At 61.1% G+C, this 15,722-nt stretch carries 10 protein-coding genes; 7 read left to right on the forward strand and 3 right to left on the reverse strand.

Annotated elements, in window-relative coordinates:
• Positions 1-22: 22 nt before the first annotated feature.
• Both QJT78_RS32390 and QJT78_RS32395 read right to left on the reverse strand, forming a co-directional pair.
• Complete coding sequence (locus QJT78_RS32390) at positions 23-667, reverse strand: hypothetical protein (protein WP_028152418.1); 645 nt, start codon at positions 665-667, stop codon at positions 23-25.
• 39 nt (positions 668-706) lie between these two features.
• Positions 707-2,092, reverse strand: a complete 1,386-nt coding sequence (locus tag QJT78_RS32395; RefSeq protein ID WP_028152417.1) for an O-antigen ligase family protein — start codon at positions 2,090-2,092, stop codon at positions 707-709.
• Between the two features lie 365 nt (positions 2,093-2,457).
• On the opposite strand from QJT78_RS32395, the gene QJT78_RS32400 reads away from it, so the two are divergent.
• The 6 genes from QJT78_RS32400 to QJT78_RS32425 all read left to right on the forward strand — a co-directional run bounded on the left by QJT78_RS32400 (position 2,458) and on the right by QJT78_RS32425 (position 9,108).
• Complete coding sequence (locus tag QJT78_RS32400; protein ID WP_028152416.1) at positions 2,458-3,648, forward strand: acyltransferase; 1,191 nt, start codon at positions 2,458-2,460, stop codon at positions 3,646-3,648.
• A 5-nt stretch (positions 3,649-3,653) separates the two neighbouring features.
• Positions 3,654-5,006 carry a hypothetical protein gene (locus tag QJT78_RS32405; RefSeq protein WP_028152415.1) on the forward strand — a complete coding sequence of 451 codons (1,353 nt, stop codon included), beginning with the start codon at positions 3,654-3,656 and terminating at the stop codon, positions 5,004-5,006.
• Between the two features lie 88 nt (positions 5,007-5,094).
• Positions 5,095-6,147, forward strand: coding sequence for an acyltransferase (locus QJT78_RS32410; RefSeq protein WP_038944064.1), 1,053 nt, complete (start codon positions 5,095-5,097; stop codon positions 6,145-6,147).
• 48 nt (positions 6,148-6,195) lie between these two features.
• Positions 6,196-7,650: a lipopolysaccharide biosynthesis protein gene (locus QJT78_RS32415; RefSeq protein WP_038976146.1), complete on the forward strand. Its 1,455-nt coding sequence runs from the start codon at positions 6,196-6,198 to the stop codon at positions 7,648-7,650.
• 31 nt (positions 7,651-7,681) lie between these two features.
• Positions 7,682-8,233, forward strand: a complete 552-nt coding sequence (locus QJT78_RS32420; protein ID WP_028152412.1) for a serine acetyltransferase — start codon at positions 7,682-7,684, stop codon at positions 8,231-8,233.
• 137 nt (positions 8,234-8,370) lie between these two features.
• Positions 8,371-9,108 carry a methyltransferase domain-containing protein gene (locus QJT78_RS32425; protein WP_028152411.1) on the forward strand — a complete coding sequence of 246 codons (738 nt, stop codon included), beginning with the start codon at positions 8,371-8,373 and terminating at the stop codon, positions 9,106-9,108.
• Positions 9,109-9,169: 61 nt separating this feature from the next.
• Here the strand turns inward: QJT78_RS32425 and QJT78_RS32430 are convergent, their stop codons facing one another.
• A complete protein-coding gene (locus QJT78_RS32430) occupies positions 9,170-13,531 on the reverse strand; it encodes a hypothetical protein (protein WP_038952931.1) in 4,362 nt (1,453 codons plus the stop codon).
• Between the two features lie 967 nt (positions 13,532-14,498).
• On the opposite strand from QJT78_RS32430, the gene QJT78_RS32435 reads away from it, so the two are divergent.
• On the forward strand, positions 14,499-15,722 hold the full coding sequence (locus QJT78_RS32435; protein WP_028152409.1) for a glycosyltransferase family 4 protein: 1,224 nt from the start codon (positions 14,499-14,501) through the stop codon (positions 15,720-15,722).

Consider the following 15,722-nt stretch of genomic DNA (forward strand, 5'->3'; position numbering starts at 1 on the left):
GGGTGGTTAACGGTTCCAGCCGTCAGCGCGACGGGCTTACCGAGGTCAGAACGGCGGTCGATGTCGCCGCAAACAGCGTCTGTGACGCCGCACCGGGCCCGCTCTGATTCACGACCGTGGGTTCGGTCGAGCTTGCTCCGCCACCGCGTGCCTCCGCCGCGGTTGAACCTGGTCCGCCGCCGGCTGTGGTCTCGCCCGTCGGATCGGCGCCGTTGGTTGCTTCGGTCGGAATATCGCCAGTGATGCTGGTGAACGATTGGATCAGGTCGGGATTCTCGGTCTTGAGAACCGCCTCCTGGATCAGCTGGGCAACGCCGGGCTGCGACAGGACGCAGACCGAAGCGGCGGTGCCGAGACCAGCGCCAATGGCGCGGCTTTGATCGGCGCTGCTGGCCTTCGCCAACGAGACAATGCCATCGACGGTCTCGGGACGCGCGGTCAGAAGGTCGCGCACAGCCGATGCGAGGCCGCCTTGTCCGTCCTTAAACTGGTCGAGAAGTCCGCCGGGATTGGCCAGAAAGTCGGTGGCGCGCTCGGCTGAAACAACGCCGGTGTTGGCAACGCAGCCCGAGCTGACGCCCGTTGCGCCGAATGCTGCCGGCATTCCGGCGAAAAGTGCCAGCGCTCCGACGATCACGGTGAAGCGCCTACCAGAATTCCAGCTCATTGCCCTGCCCATTTCAATCAATTTGGCTTTAAACTTCAATTAATTTGACTTTAGCTCGACTTGCACGGATTTGCCACGTTCTTTTCGCATCTGTGATGGTAGCGATTGCGCGAGGCCGCACCCGACGATGGCTGCGAAAAACACGCCGTAACCGGGTATCTGCAACGAGAAATCGATGCAGCTATGTGCAACTCCCAATACAGCGACGCTCGCGCCGATCACGGGTATGTAGCGGTCGCGCTTTCGGCGCAAGCTTCCGGTAAACAGATGGTAAAGATACCAGAGGCAAGCCAGCGCAATGACGGCGAAGGCGGGGATGCCTAATTCGACGGCAATTTCCAGCGGCGTGCTGTGTGCGCGGTCCCAGATGCCGAGACTGCCGAGCGCTGCGGGTCTGATGGCGGGAAAAACAGCTTCGAAATTGCCCAGCCCGACACCGAGCAGCCGATGATCGGCGATGATCCCCAATGACGCCTGGTAAGCAGCAAGCCGTTGCGGATCGATCAGCCCGTGTTCGACGATTCGCCCCGCTACGAGGCCGCCCACGAGCTGCAAGAGCACGAGCCCCGCTGCCGCTGAGCCGCCGAGGACCAGCCACTTCCGCGATCTGCCGAGCTCGAGCGGCACGAGATAAAGGATGATGGCCAGCACGAACGTGCCGACCGACAGCAGAAGACCTGCGCGCGATCCGGTCATGGCAAGCGCGATCGTGCAGATCGCGAATCCCGCACCGAGCGCCACCGGCGCGGAGAGGATTTGCTCGAGCTGCGATCGCCAATCCGGTTGTTCCGGCGGCCCGCCTTCCTGGCGGTGCATGGTGCGCAGAAGCGGCACCAGAAACAGCAGGGCGCAGGTGCCCCAGAACGTCGCCGCCGTGTTTCGATTGACGAAGGTCCCCGTGGCAAAGCCCAGATAGGCTTCTTTCTGCCTGAACAGCACCATGTCCGGCGCGATCAGCTCCGCCAGAATTCCGTACAATGCATACAGGCAACCCGCCCATGCCAGTATGCGTAGCAGCGAACGTGCGGCTCCCGCATCGCTTGCAAGAATCACGGCGCGCGTGAAGGCGAGCGACAGCAGCAAGACCGATCCGAACGCCAGCCACGTTCCGCGCGCGGTGACCGAGAGACGGTCAGGCAGTACGAGGCCGAAAAAACGCCGCGGCAGTTCCCAGACCGCTGCGGATTCACTGGACGGATCGCTCCACGTTTGCAACGCCACGATGACAACCACCGCTGCGATCGCCACTGCCAATGGAATGAGCAGCATGGCATTGCGACGGCTCACGGCCGAAAGATCGGCGGTCAGCAGGCTGCAGACGAGCAAAAAATTCCAGAAGCAAATCCACGCGAGGTCGAGGGATCCGAGCGGAAGTGGCGCCAGCACAAACACGGCTGTGGCGAAAAATCGCGATATCGCGCCCAAAGGCCCCTCTGTGGTTCAGCTCAGCCGCGATGGAGCTATCAGAACTTCGCGCGATATCAAGTTAATGCGAGGCTGGGTCGTTGATGGCCATTCGCAACATCGCAAACAACGCCGCAGCGGCTCGCGCGTGCAGCCCTGATCTGTTCCAGGCGCAATGCCCGTTGCCTCACGAAAGCTGAATTGAAGTTTATGAGCATGTCGTCGGAGCAAAGATGCCGGCCGGCGTCTTGCTGCCGCATCTGTCGTGCACTGTCCTGATAGAGATCGGCGCTTCGCGGCTCTTTTCAGTTGAATAAAACACCCGGTGGAGGCATTATATTGCGCCGCAGCATTTCGCTTTGGTCGAATCGTAGAGCCTCTATCAAGTGCTAGCTCATCAAACAAAGGCGCACTACGTTCCGCTGGACAGCGTTCGTGGCCTCGCCGCCCTCTGCGTGGTCGTCCATCACTTCGTCGGATCGGATCCGCTCGCCGCTGCGCTGCCTCATCGCGCCTGGATCGACGTCGCGTTTTTTCACAATTCCTGGCTCTTCGTCGACTTGTTCTTCGTGTTGAGCGGCATCGTGATCTCGATGAGCTACGTGCAGTCGGAATTCCGCGCGTTCGACTTCCGGACCTTCACCTTGCGCCGTATCGCGCGCATCTATCCTCTGCACGTCGTCATGCTGTTCGCCTTTCTGGCGTTTCGCCTGATGCGGCTCACGCTCACCGAACTGGACCTGCTGCACTTCTCGACCAACGAGACGGCGGATCTCCAGGTTAACAATGTGTACTCGTTTGTCGCGAATGTGTTCTTGCTCCATGCTATGGGCGTGCTCGACTATCTGAGCTGGAACGGCCCGAGCTGGAGCATCAGCGCGGAGTTCTACACCTATCTCGTGTTTGGCGCCGTCGTCGTCCTGTCGCAGCGCCTTGGCTACGTCAAGCTCGTCTATGTTTTCAGCGCCGTGCTGGCCGTGATGGGCGCGGCTCTCATTATCTTCGTGCTCAAGAATGAAACGCTCGATTTCCAGACCAACGCCTTCACCCGATGCTTTCTGGGCTTCTTCGTCGGCGTGCTCACGCTTCGTTTCGTCTCGGGAAAAGGTCGTTCAGTGAGCCCCTTCGTTCAGTCGGCCTGCCAGATCGGGGCGGCCGTCGTCGCCATCGTGCTGGTTTCAGTCGTCGGCTTCGACGAACGGCTCAGCTTCGTAGCGCCGATCGTTTTCGGCGCCCTGCTGGGCTCGCTGATGGCGTTTCCGGAGCGGCTCCTGCCGAAGCTGCTGTCCGTTCGTCCGCTGGTCTGGCTGGGCAAGCGCTCCTATTCGATCTACATGACGCATGCGCTGATACTTGTCCTCATCCAGTACTTTGCGCGTGGCGTAGGCACTGGGCGCCTGCAAATGGTGGACAACATTCTTCCCGGACTGGCAGCCTCGCTGCTGCTCGCCGTCTTCGTGGCCGCCGTGCTCGTGCTCTCCAACCTCACCTACCTCTGGGTCGAGATGCCGGGATCGCGGTTCGTGCTTCGGCTTTTCAATCGCCGCGCCGTTCCCGCTGTGGCCGCGGCGGAGTGACGGGCATGTCCAGCAGCTCTTCGGCCCTACCGAGGTCGGACTGGCGCATGGTCGATCCGGTGGCCTTGCCCCGGCATCACCAGCAGGAGGGCAGTGCATTCTTCAGTCTCGAGGCAATCGCGCTCTTGCTTTATTTCTACCGCGATGCGCTCGCAGGCGCGCTGCGCTATTATCTGGCCGTTCTCAAGATCAGCCCGCTGTGGTTCCTGCCTGACATTTTCGCGCTGGTCTGCATTTTTGCCTTCGTGCAGCGCTACGTCCTGATGGGACGTAACCTCGTCGCGATCCTCACGCTGTTCTACATCTGCTTTGCGCTTTACCTCGGATACGTCTTCCTGGGCTATTTCAGCGGCATGATGTCGTCGTTCAAGATGATCGCGCCGGTGTTCGTCGGCTTCTGCTTCTGCGGGCGCAATTTCGGCGACTACGATCGACTGCTGCGGTGGCTTCACCCGATCTTCTACCTGACGATCGTCGGGATCATATTGTCGTCCCGCATGCAGTTGCCTTGGGTGGGATATGCCTACGAGACTTTCGGCACGACGCGGCAGGCGACGCGGCTGTGGTGGTCGGCGTCCGAGACGCGCCTGGCGGGGCTAGCCGCCGACAGCACGATGGCCGCATTCTTCGTGTTCATTTCGTTCACGATCAGCTCGGTGCGCCGGAGCCTGCTGTGGTGCCTGTTCTGGGCGCCCATCGGTCTCTACGCCATCAAATTGACCACGAACAAGACGTCGCTCGGCGTGATGGTGATCTACATCGCTTGCCTGATCATCGTTCGCCTCGTTCCCGAGCGTGAGAAGTTTCCCATGCTCCGGCGCATGGCGCTGCTGTCGTTCCTGTCGATCCTCGTGCCTGCGGTGCTGATCGCCCTGTTCTCCGGCAACGGGCTTGTCAGCATGTCGCGCGGTCTGTTCAGCCTGCAGGACCGCGTCAACAACAGCTGGCAGTTGCCGTTCGTCTACATGGCTGAGCTCATGCCGGTCGGCTTCTTCACCGGCTGCGGCCTCGGTTGCTTCAACTATCCGCAGCTGCTGTTCTCGAACAAGCTCAGCTATTACGTGCCGGTAGATAATTTCTACCTCGGCACCTACCTGATGTTCGGGCCGATCTTCGTGTTGTTCATGGTCATGGTCATCCTCGCGGTCGCAAGGACCAGGGACATCTACAAGCTGTCTTTCGCGGTCGCCATGAACCTCTTCACCATCACCGTGCTGGCCTATGGTCCGGCAAGCGGCTTGATCATGCTCGGCGTCGCCTTCAGCGAAGTCTTCGCCCGAGAGAGACGTGACGAGACCGTCGCGGACGCGGTGCCGCTCGCGCCTGACGTCGACGATCTGGTCTCTCGGCCGGCATGATCGCGATGTTGCCGTACGCAATGAGCTGCAATGCGCAGCACGGGCGCTGGTCCGGAACTTTCCTTCATCTTGATATCGGATCGCGGCGGTGAGCGCAGACAGCAAGAATTTCGTCGAGGCGATCCAGGGGCTGCGCGGCGTCGCCGCGCTCACAGTGCTGATCGTCCATCTTCAGGACATGCCGCTTCTGGCAGGTTTCCTGCCTCCGATCTGGCCGTGGCTGGAAGCGACGGTCAACATGGGCGGGCACGGGGTCGAGCTGTTCTTCATGATCAGCGGCTTCCTGATTCCGGCGAGCCTGATGCGTCACCGCAGCGTCGGGAAGTTCTTTCTCGATCGCGCCCTGCGAATCCTGCCCGTGTTCGTGATCCTGCACCTGATCCTGTTCACGGCAGGCCCCCTGGTTGGCTACAAGTTCTTCAAGGGGATCGATCTGCCGACCTATCTCAAGCTGTTCTTCGTCAATCTGGCGTTCCTGCCGGACGCGCTGGGATTGCCGATCGGCCAGCAGAATGCGTGGACACTGAGCTACGAATGGGCGTTCTACATTCTGTTCGCGGTGATCTTCGTGATGTTGGTGCAGCGGAGGAACTGGCTGCTGGCGGCGCCGTTCATCCTGCTCGGTCTCGCGGGCATCGCCTTTCGGCCGATCGCCGCGTTCTTTCTGGTCGGGCTGTTGTTCAGTCTGATCGATCTGCGGATCCGCGTCGTCGGCTGGACCGGAGTGCTGGCGGGCATCCTTTGCGGGATCGCGATGTACGTGTCGATCGAATATGTGCATCCGCTGGTCGGGCTGCTGCCGGGCGCGCTGCTGTTTGGAATGGTCCTTGCTCCGGACTCCGGTATTGCCGCCGCCTTGAGCGGCAAATTCCTGCAGTTCCTCGGAAAGATCAGCTATAGCCTCTATTTGGTCCATCCTTTTGCGTTATTTCCGTTGCAGGTCATCGGAGTGAAGCTGGCCGCGCATGGCGTCAATCTCTGGCTCCTCTGGGCCGGGTTCGCGGGCCTCGGCCTGATTGCCGCACTGATAGCGGGAACTGTCAGTTACGAGCTGATCGAAGTGAGACTCCGCCGCTTGCTCGATCCGGCGCTGCGGGGCCTGTTGTTTGGAGTGCGCCGTGAAGCTCGCTATGTCGCCTGAGCGCGTCCCTTCGCAATCGTTTCAGCCGGATCACCTACGAGAGACGTCATGATCATCAAGAATCTGCTCTCGATGTCGAGCGTGAACGTCGTGAAGTCGGCCGTTCAGTTCCTCATCACGCTGCTGATCACCTATTTCGTGACGCCCACGGAATTCGGGCTCGTGGCGTTTTCGCTGCCCTTCATCGCCTTCATCTCCATGCTGACCGACCTTGGGCTGTCGAGCGCGATGATCCAGCGGACGTCGCTCACCAGGGAGGAAGCCGGCGCGGCGACGACTCTGATGGTCGCGATCGGGATTGGTTGTGCCCTGGTGCTGGCCGCCGCCTCGAAACCGCTGGGGGCTGCCGTCGACATGCAGGGGCTGCCGTCCGTGCTGGCTGCTCTTTCCGGTTCGGTCGTCTTGTCCATTTCCGCGATGGGGCCGCGCGCGGTCCTGGAGCGCTCCCTGCAATATAAGACCATCGCCTTGATCGAAGCCGGCGCGGCTCTGGCGTCCGCGACGGTGGGCGTGGCTGGAGCGCTGCTCGGATGGGGGATCTGGGCGCTGATCGCATACTATGTCCTGATGCAGGCGGTGCGGGCCGTCGCCTTCTATGTGAACACCAGGCACCACATCCATCTGTCCTTCAAATGGCGCGGCGTCGCGCTGATGCTGTCGTTCGGCGGTTGGGTGCTGGCCTCGAACGTCCTCAACTTCACTGCGAGAAACGTCGGCAATCTCATGATCGGCGCCAAGCTGGGCGCGGCGGCGGTCGGCCTGTTCGGTCTCGCCTTCCAGTTCATGACGCTTCCGCTGATGATTCTCTCGTGGCCGGGCGGCGGAGTTTTGATGGCCACCCTGAGCCGGATGAAGGGCGAGCGGGAACAGGAACGACGCCGGTCGGCGATCTGCGCGGTGCTCGGCATGACCGCGATGATCACATTCCCGGCGATGATCTACCTGACATTCGGATTGAAATATCCCGTTGCGACGTTCCTCTCGCCGCATTGGCAGGAGGTCCTGCCGCTGATTGCCATCCTCGCGCCCGCAGGCGCGGCACAGTCGATCGCGGCCTATGCCGGGCCGATTCTGCTGGCTCACGACAAGGCGCGGCTCCAGTTCTGGGTGAGCACCGCCAACAGTGGCAGCATGATCCTTGCCTTTGTCGTGGCGTTGCCGTTCGGGCTCACGGCCGTGGCGGTCGTGTACCTGATCGTATCGATCCTCGTTTGCGCCCTCATGCTGATGATTGGAGCCCGTAACTGCGCGATCTCCTATGCCTCTTTGTTGGGCGCCCTGATGCCGGCCACCGTCGCCACCGCGCTCGGCGCATTGTGTGCGCTCGTCGCGACGAAGGCAGACGTTGCAAGCCTGTCACATTGGCTGTTGGCGACGGCCGTCTATGCGCTGATCGTGCTTGGCAGCTACGTGATATTCAGGCGTCGTATCTGGAACAGCATGCAGTCGCTGCTCGGCGGCTCGGTTCCGTCGATACAGGCGAATGTTTCCTCGGCAGGTTAGTAGAGATCGTTTGATGTCATCAGTTGAGGGAATGAGCGGCAAGTCCCAAGCGGGAATTCCGTGGCGCGAGGATCTGATCGCAAACACCGGCAGGTCCGGTGTGGCTGCCGCTTTCGTCGCCATGCTGACGAGCCCGGGCTTTGCCGTGATCACGACCTGGCGCATCGCCAAGATGCTGCGATTCCAGACACGCTGGGGACATCAGATCACCTGGCTACTGGTGCGGACGCTGATGCGGCGCGGCTGCTACATCTCGGTTCTCGCGGAGATCGGTCCAGGGCTGATCTTGCCGCATCCGACCGGCGTCGTGATCGGCGAGGGGGCGCGGATCGGTCGTTCCGTGATGCTTTATCACAACGTCACGCTCGGCCGGCGTGCCTGGGATGAACCGGGTTGCCCAACCATCGGCGACGGTGCCGTCATCTACACCGGCGCCGTGATCGTTGGCCCGACTTCGATCGGTGCGGGAGCAAACGTCGCCGCCAACGCGGTCGTGACGCGTGACGTCCCGCCGCATTCTGTCGCCGCGGGAGCACCTGCGCGGATCGTGCGCTCGGAAGCACCAGGTCGCCTGCGCGCCTGACGGACCGCGAACCGACGGCGCGGGTTCCCGGCGACGCGCGATCCGCGTTTCGTCAGCCTGCGCAACCCGGTCACAATTCTGATTGCTTGCCATGTATAGTTGTGTCCGGAAACGTCTCAGACACAGGAAGCAAGCCCATGTCGTCGATCATTACCGATTTTTCGCAAGTCTATCCCTATCTCGACGGCTCCAAGTTCAAAGACACCATCGTCGTACAATATCGGGGCGACGGCGACGTCAGATACAGATGCGACGTCCTCGTGGACATCTGTCGGGGCAAGCGCGTCCTGCATGTCGGATGCTGTGACCACCTGCCGCTCATCAAACGAAAGATCGACAACCGGGACTGGCTGCACGGCCTGATCACCGAGTGTTCCGAATACACCGTCGGCGTCGACATCGATGCGGATGCGGTGCGGGAGGCGTCGCGGATTTCCGGACTCGACAACATGGTTGCGGGCGACGTGACGTCCGGCGAGAAGATCGACGCAATATCCGGCCGGAAGTTCGACATCGCCGTGTTTGGCGAAGTCGTCGAGCACATTCCGAATCCGGTCTCGTTCCTGTCGCGCTTCAGGGAGAACTACGGCGACGTCGTCGATCAGATCGTGATCACCGTTCCGAACGCCTTCAGGGGTGGCAACATCAAGGGCATCTTGAAGAACGTTGAGACGATCAACAGCGATCACCGGTTCTTCTTCACGCCCTACACCATCGCCAAGGTCGCAATCGACGCCGGCTATGCGCCGGTCGAGGTGAAGATGGCGACCTTCATGCGCGCCGGAAAGCTGAAGTCGATGCTGCTGCGGCAGCTTCCGCTGCTCGCCGAGGATATCATCTTCATCGGTGCGGCCACACCCGCGCGGCCGCACTGACCTTGCTCTTCCCCCGTCGTCCTGTTCAGCTGGCAGGCGTGGCCTGCCAGCTGGTTCGGCATTAGACGAACAGGAAGTTGCCGTGATCCAGGGTGGTCGAATTCACATTCTTCAACAGGATCGAATCGGCCGAGGTGAGCTGGATCAGCGTGTCGGAGCCTGATTGCGAAATCTGAAGGTGGCTGTAGTCGGCCACCAGTGATTTCAGGATTTCGATCGTGTCGTGGTTCGCCGCAGTCCCGGCGTGGAAGCTCTTGATCTGGTCGTTGCCGCCGTCGAACATGACGGTGGTCGTGCCCGGCGCCGCGGAGAAGATGTCGTTGCCGCTGCCGCCCGCCAGTGTCAGTCCCGCAGTCACCGCCGTGACGGCGTGGGTCCCATCGGTGTTGAGGACGTCGATCGAAAGCAGCGAGCCGCTGGTATTGTAGCTGTCGTGCTCGACGGCGCCCGGCAGGCCGGAGACCTTGAACTTGAACACGTCAGACGTTCCATCGGCGTTGTTGAGGATTTCGGTCGTCTTGACCCCGGTGCTGTCGTAGACATCGGTGACCTTGCTGCCGTCCGACTTGACGACCTGAGTGTAATCGAGCGTGCCGTCCGCGTGCGAACGTACGATCGAGGTCATCTTGCCCGCGGCGTCGATGTGCTGCTGCTCCGTGACGTAGCTCTTGCCGGTGATGTTGTAGATCGTGTTGTCGTGCGAGCCGTCGGCGTTGTTGGCATACACCGCGGTCTTGACGCCCGACGTGAACACTGTGGTCGAGTTGGAGCCGTCCTTGTTCAGCACGTAGTCGCTGGTGAGGCTGCCGCTGCCGTCGAACAGCTTCGTTTCCTTGGTGCCGTCGGCGTTGACGACGTAGATCGACGAGTTCAGTCCGTTCGCGTAGTTCGTCGTCGTCACGTCGCCGCCCGCCGTCTTGTGAACGTCCTGGATCAGAGCTCCCGACGAGTTGTAGGTGTCCGTCGTGGTCGATCCATCGGCAGCGTTCAGGATCTCGCTCATCTTGTGGCCGGTGCTGTCGTAGAGGTCGGTGACCTTGCTGCCGTCGCTGTTGATCACCTGCTTGTAGGCAAGCGTATCATCGGCATGAAGGCGGGTCAGGGCCGTAAGCGCGCCGGCGGCGGTGAGGTGTTGGATCTCGGTCGTATAGCTCTGGCCCGTGATGTTGTAGAAGGTGTTGTCATGGCTGCCGTCGGCATGGGTGACATAGAGCTTCGTCTTGACGCCGGAGGAGTAGACCGTGTTCGAGGACGAACCGTCCTTGTTCTGGATCAGGTCGCTGGCGATGATCCCGCTGGAATCGTACAGCTTGGTGTCCTTTGACCCGTCGGCGTTGACCACGTAGATCGACGCCAGCTTTGCGCCGTTGTAGTTCGTCGTCGTGGTGTCGCCGGAGCTCGTCTTGGAGATCTCCTGCTTCAATGCGCCGGTCGATGCATCGTAGATGTCGGTCGTCGTGCCCGACGACGTGACGGTGATGACCGAGATCTTGTGGCCCGTGGAATCGTACTGGGTCGTGACCTTGCTGCCGTCGCTGTTGATCACCTGGCTATAGGCCATCGAGCCGTCGGCATGGGTACGGCTGACCAGAAGCAGCTTTCCGCTCGGATCGATGTGGTCGTGCTCGTTGGTATAGGACTGCCCGGTGATGTTGTAATAGTAGTTGTCGTGGCTGCCGTCGGCATTGGTGCCATAGACCTTGGTCTTGACGCCGGCCGTGTAGAGCGTGTTCGAGGACGAGCCGTCCTTGTTCTGGATCAGGTCGCTCGCGATGAGGCCGTTGGAATCGTACAGTTTCGACTCCTTCGACCCGTCGGCGTTGACCACGTAGACCGACGCCAGCAGCGAGCCGTTGTAGTTGGTCGTGGTCACGTTGCCGGAGGTCGTCTGCACGACCTGCTGCTTGAGCGCGCCCGCGGTGGTATAGAAATTGGTCGTGGTGGCCGTCGACGTTATGGTGATGGCCGAGGTCTTGTGGCCGGTCGAGTCGTACTGGGTCGTAACCTTGCTGCCGTCGCTGTTGAAGACCTGGCTGTAGGCCATGGTGCCGTCGGCATGCGTGCGGCTGACGGATACCAGCTTTCCGCTCGCATCGAGATGGTCGTGCTCACCGGTATAGGACTGGCCGGTGATGTTGAAATAGTAATTGTCGCTGCTGCCGTCGGCGTTGGTGACGTAGGTCTTGGTCTTGACACCCGCCGAATAGAGCGTGTTCGACGACGAGCCGTCGGCGTTCTGGACCATGTCGCTCGCGATGACGCCCTTGGCGTCGTACAATTTCGACTCCTTCGACCCGTCGGCGTTGACCACGTAGACCGACGCCAGCAGCGAGCCGGTGTAGTTCGTCGTGGTCACGTTGCCGGAGGTCGTCTGCACGACCTGCTGCTTGATCAGGCCGGCTGCGGTGTAGAAATCGGTGCTGGTCGCCGTCGACGTCACGGTGACGACAGAGGTCTTGTGGCCCGTGGCGTCGTACTGGGTCGTGACCTTGCTGCCGTCGCTGTTGTAGACTTGGCTGTAGGCCATGGAGCCGTCGGCATGCATCCGGACGACTGATAGAAGCCTCCCGCCCGCGTCGAGCTGGTCGTGCTCGGTGGTATAGGACTGGCCGGTGATGTTGTAATAGTAGTTGTCGTGGGTGCGGTCAGTATTGGTGACGTAGACCTTGGTCTTGACGCCGTTCGAATAGAGCGTGTTCGAGGACGAGCCGTCCTTGTTCTGGACGAGGTCCGCGATGAGATTGCCGCTCGTATCGTAGGTCTTGGTGTCCTTGTCGCCGATCGCCGAGACGGTGACGTCACGCACCATCTTGCCGCCGGTATAGGCGATGTTCTCCGACGAGCCGTCGGTATTGAGCGTCACCTTGCTGGTGATGACGCCGTCTGTGAAGTTGGACGTGCTGGTCGACAGAAGCTTTGCGGAGGAGTCGTAGACCCTGGTCACGCTCCAAGTGTCGGTCGAGTTGGTGACGGAGAACTGGTAGCCGCCCTGGATGGCTGCGAGCGCCTTCCCGTAATGCGAGATCATGTACGCCATGGTGGCATCGGAGGCGACCGGAAGCACATGGGTGTCGGTGAGCGTGATGGTCTGAAGCGAATCCGAGGCGTTCAGGTCCGACATCTGCGACACGATGTCGGCGGCGGTTCCGCTGACATCGGTCACGGCTGGCGGTGCAGAGCCGCCTCCTGCGGGAGCGTCGATCTCGATGATGAGCGGATGGTCCGTGATCGGAACCACGATCTGGCTGACATCGGTGTAGGTCGCGATCGGCGAGCTGCCCTTTAGCGGGTCATAGACGTTGATCAGGTGGTGGACGCTGCCTAGGTTGACGGTAACCGATGTCGTCGGATTCGCGATCTCGGTGTCGGTAGCGTCGTTCCAGACCTTGGGTTCCGCCCAGACCACGAGCTCATAGGCGCCGTTGCTCTTGCCGAGAACCATGCTGTTCCCGCTCGCCGGCATGTTGTCGAGGGTATAGTTCAGCGAGGCAGTCGGCGTGTGGCCGCCCTTGCCGTCGTCGGCCAGGATCGTCGTCAGATTGTGGACCGCGGTCGCCGCGAGCTTCGGGGTTCCGTCGGCGTTGAACAGGCCCCAGTGCGATTCGGGATCCGTAGGGTCGTTGCTCGCCGAGGCGTCGAGCAATTGATAGAGATAGGTGGTGCTGACGCCGTCTTTGTAGGCATCGACCAGCGTGTTCAGGATCGATTTCGCCTGGACGTTCTCGCTGGCGCCGACATACGGGGTATCGCTCTTGGTCGTATATCCGGTCTCGGTGATCACGACCGGTTTGCCGCCGGTGACCGACGTGGCGTTACCGAGCAATTGCTCGAGGGCGGTTTCGGGCGTCAGGCCGGTGCTGACATAGGCGTGAGAGTTGGCGTAGTCGGTTGACCCCGACATGTTTCCGAGATTGGCGTAGTCGGCCGAGTCATTATAGCCGATCGACAAATTGTAGACGGGGATGTCCTTGAGCGCGGCGTCCGCCTTGATGGCGCTGTAATAGACAGCCTGGAACTGCGCTGCAGCCGAGACGCTCGAGCTCCCATTATAGCTGAAGCCCTGGATGTTGACCTCGTTGAGGCCTTCCAGCGCGATGACGCTGCCAGGATGACTGGCCGCGAACTCCTTGACGGATTCCAGATAAGACTGGAGCGCAGCCGCGCCGCCGGCCGGAACGCCCGACGGAACCACGAGGTCGAATTTGTAACCGTCCTTCGCAAGTCCCTCGACGATCGGTTGCGCTTCCGGGCTCGTGGCGAGTCCGCCCCGCAGTTTCGTCACCCCGAGATATCTGAGATTGTCCTCCACGAGGGCGAGGTTGTCGTAGGCGCCCCAGGAATATCCAACGTGAACATTGACGCCGATGGAACTGACAAAGGTGCTCGCCGACAGGATCGTCTGATCTGGTGATGCGGTAGTCATCGGGATTTCGGAGCCTTTTCTGAAACGCGAGAGTTCGGTGCCGCCTGCGTCTGTCGTATCGGCCAATCTCTGTTTTTCGAGTTGGTGAGATTGGTAAAAATGGAAGCACCCGGAGATTTTCTCACCGACGCTTCCTGCGCGACGCCCACAGCGCACGAATCTGCGTGGACTGAGATTGATCGATGAAGACCACGGCAATGTGCTTGCAGCGTGACGTTCGAATGGCGATGCAACGACGATGTTCGATCGATGTTGTGCCGGTGCCTAATCGAAACGCATTTGCTTGTCGCGCGAGCAGCCTTGCTTCGAATCTATTGTGTTAAGCGCCGTTAAGCCTGTGGCGTGGGCGGATCGAGTTGCCTGAGAGTCACGACCGCAAAAAATATCGATCGAACTTCGAATGTGACAGTTGTTCGGGTGTTGAAGGCTTGCAGCGCGCTTCCGAATTTTCCCGCGTGCAGTCGGGAAGCGAGAAAGTAAATCTATGGAACTCGCCACCAGAGTTTTGTTTTCTCTCCTGGTCGCTGCGACATTCGTGTCGACGTCAATGCAGAAGGATATCGAGTCTGTCTTTGGCCGATGAAGAAACGCCTCGTTGATGTGCAGGGTCAGTCGAGCGAACGACCCGACCAGTCGAGAGGTCCAATCTGTGTGCACGAGGTGCGGCGATCGGTGCGTTGACGGCGGGACAATCGGTCGCGGACCCGGCGGGCAAGGGGCCGGGGGACGTTTCAACCGGGCGTTGCTTGCGGAATTTGAAGGGAACGCCGACTTCCGGTGGAAGGCGCCGAACCCGAGAAGCGGACTTTTGGACGTCGCCCGCGGTGCCGGTGCGGAGTGTCGCAGATCCGCAACGTCAATATGTTAGGCGCGCAACGCTGTTGCGGGCAAACCGCTGGCACGGCATGGAATTTGCCGCTAAGCACTGACCGAAATGTCGTCGATTGAACGGAGTAAGGCCATTCCCATGCAAGATCCCGCCCCGAATGTCATGTTTCTGGTTGAGGTCGTGAATTGCAATGACGGGATTGCATCCTATTGCGAGACCCTGGCCACGGGATTGCATGGCCGGGGCGTGCAGATCCACCTGGTCTCCGGTGCCGTGCGCTCGGACGAGAAGTCCGAATACAAGCGTCAGAAGCTGGCGGCGGCCGTCAAGGAATGGCACGTCATTCCGGGACTTCGGAAGTTGCCCTCGCTGTCGATCTTCATGCAGCTGTTGAAGCTGATCCGCAAGAACAACATCACCGTGATCAACGTCCACGGGCTGGGCATGTTGATGTGGGGCAGGCTGCTCGCGCTGCTCACCGGCGCACGCTGCGTCGCGACCTATCATCCCTCGGTGCTCGGGAACATCGAGAAGGTGCAGAATGCGCCGCAATCGACCTTCAGCCCGGTCCAGGTCCTGTTCTTCAACCTCTTCTTTCCCCACACCCTCATTCTGATGTCGGAGGAATCGCTCCGGCATCTGCGCCGCTACGTGCTGTTCGGCAAGAACCGGATCGCCAAGGTTCATGGTGGCGTCGACACGGTTCATTTCCGGCCGCCCTCGGATGCCGAGCGCCGCGATGCGCGCGCGAAATTCGGCGTTGCCGACGGTGAGTTCATGTGCCTGTTGGCGGCCCGTCTCGCCTGGGTGAAGGGCCATGACCTCCTCATCAAGGCGGCGCGCAAGATCCGCGACGGCGCCAGTTCTCCGCCGATCGACATCAAATGCTACTTCGTCGGCAGCGGCGGAGCCGAGCGCGAGAAGGAAATCAAGTCGTTCGCTTACGCCGGCGAGAAGGACAAGGACACCTTCAAGTTCCTCGGGTTCATGGGCGACGTCCGCGAAATTCTCTGGGCCGCCGACGTGTTCGCGCTGCCGAGCCGGTTCGAGGGATTTCCGCTCGGCGTTGCCGAAGCCATGGCGACGGGCCTCGTCCCGGTCCGGACTCCGGCGGGCGGCGCGACTGATCAGATCATCCAGGGCCAGACCGGCTTCATCGTCCCGTTCGAGGACGTCGACGCGCTCGTCGGCGCGCTCGAGAAGGTGGCCGACCCCGCGATGCGCGCCGCGCTGTCGCGCAATGCTCTTGCGCGCGCCCAGCAATATTTCGGTGTCGGGCCGATGGTCGACGAGACCCTCAGGATCTACGGTTTGACCGGCGATACCAGCGGCAACGCGCTGGCTCACGCGGTGAAGGCCTAA

It is taken from the genome of Bradyrhizobium sp. Mp27, assembly GCF_029953005.1.
Taxonomy (GTDB): Bacteria; Pseudomonadota; Alphaproteobacteria; order Rhizobiales; family Xanthobacteraceae; genus Bradyrhizobium; species Bradyrhizobium barranii.

What these genes read in the sequence shown, in the direction of transcription:
- QJT78_RS32425 (WP_028152411.1), top strand. Translation starts at nt 8,371, where the DNA reads ATGTCGTCGATCATTACCGATTTTTCGCAAGTCTATCCCTATCTCGAC.
- QJT78_RS32405 (WP_028152415.1), top strand. Translation starts at nt 3,654, where the DNA reads ATGTCCAGCAGCTCTTCGGCCCTACCGAGGTCGGACTGGCGCATGGTC.
- QJT78_RS32415 (WP_038976146.1), top strand. Translation starts at nt 6,196, where the DNA reads ATGATCATCAAGAATCTGCTCTCGATGTCGAGCGTGAACGTCGTGAAG.
- QJT78_RS32430 (WP_038952931.1), bottom strand. Translation starts at nt 13,531, where the DNA reads ATGACTACCGCATCACCAGATCAGACGATCCTGTCGGCGAGCACCTTT.
- QJT78_RS32435 (WP_028152409.1), top strand. Translation starts at nt 14,499, where the DNA reads ATGCAAGATCCCGCCCCGAATGTCATGTTTCTGGTTGAGGTCGTGAAT.
- QJT78_RS32420 (WP_028152412.1), top strand. Translation starts at nt 7,682, where the DNA reads ATGAGCGGCAAGTCCCAAGCGGGAATTCCGTGGCGCGAGGATCTGATC.
- QJT78_RS32390 (WP_028152418.1), bottom strand. Translation starts at nt 667, where the DNA reads ATGAGCTGGAATTCTGGTAGGCGCTTCACCGTGATCGTCGGAGCGCTG.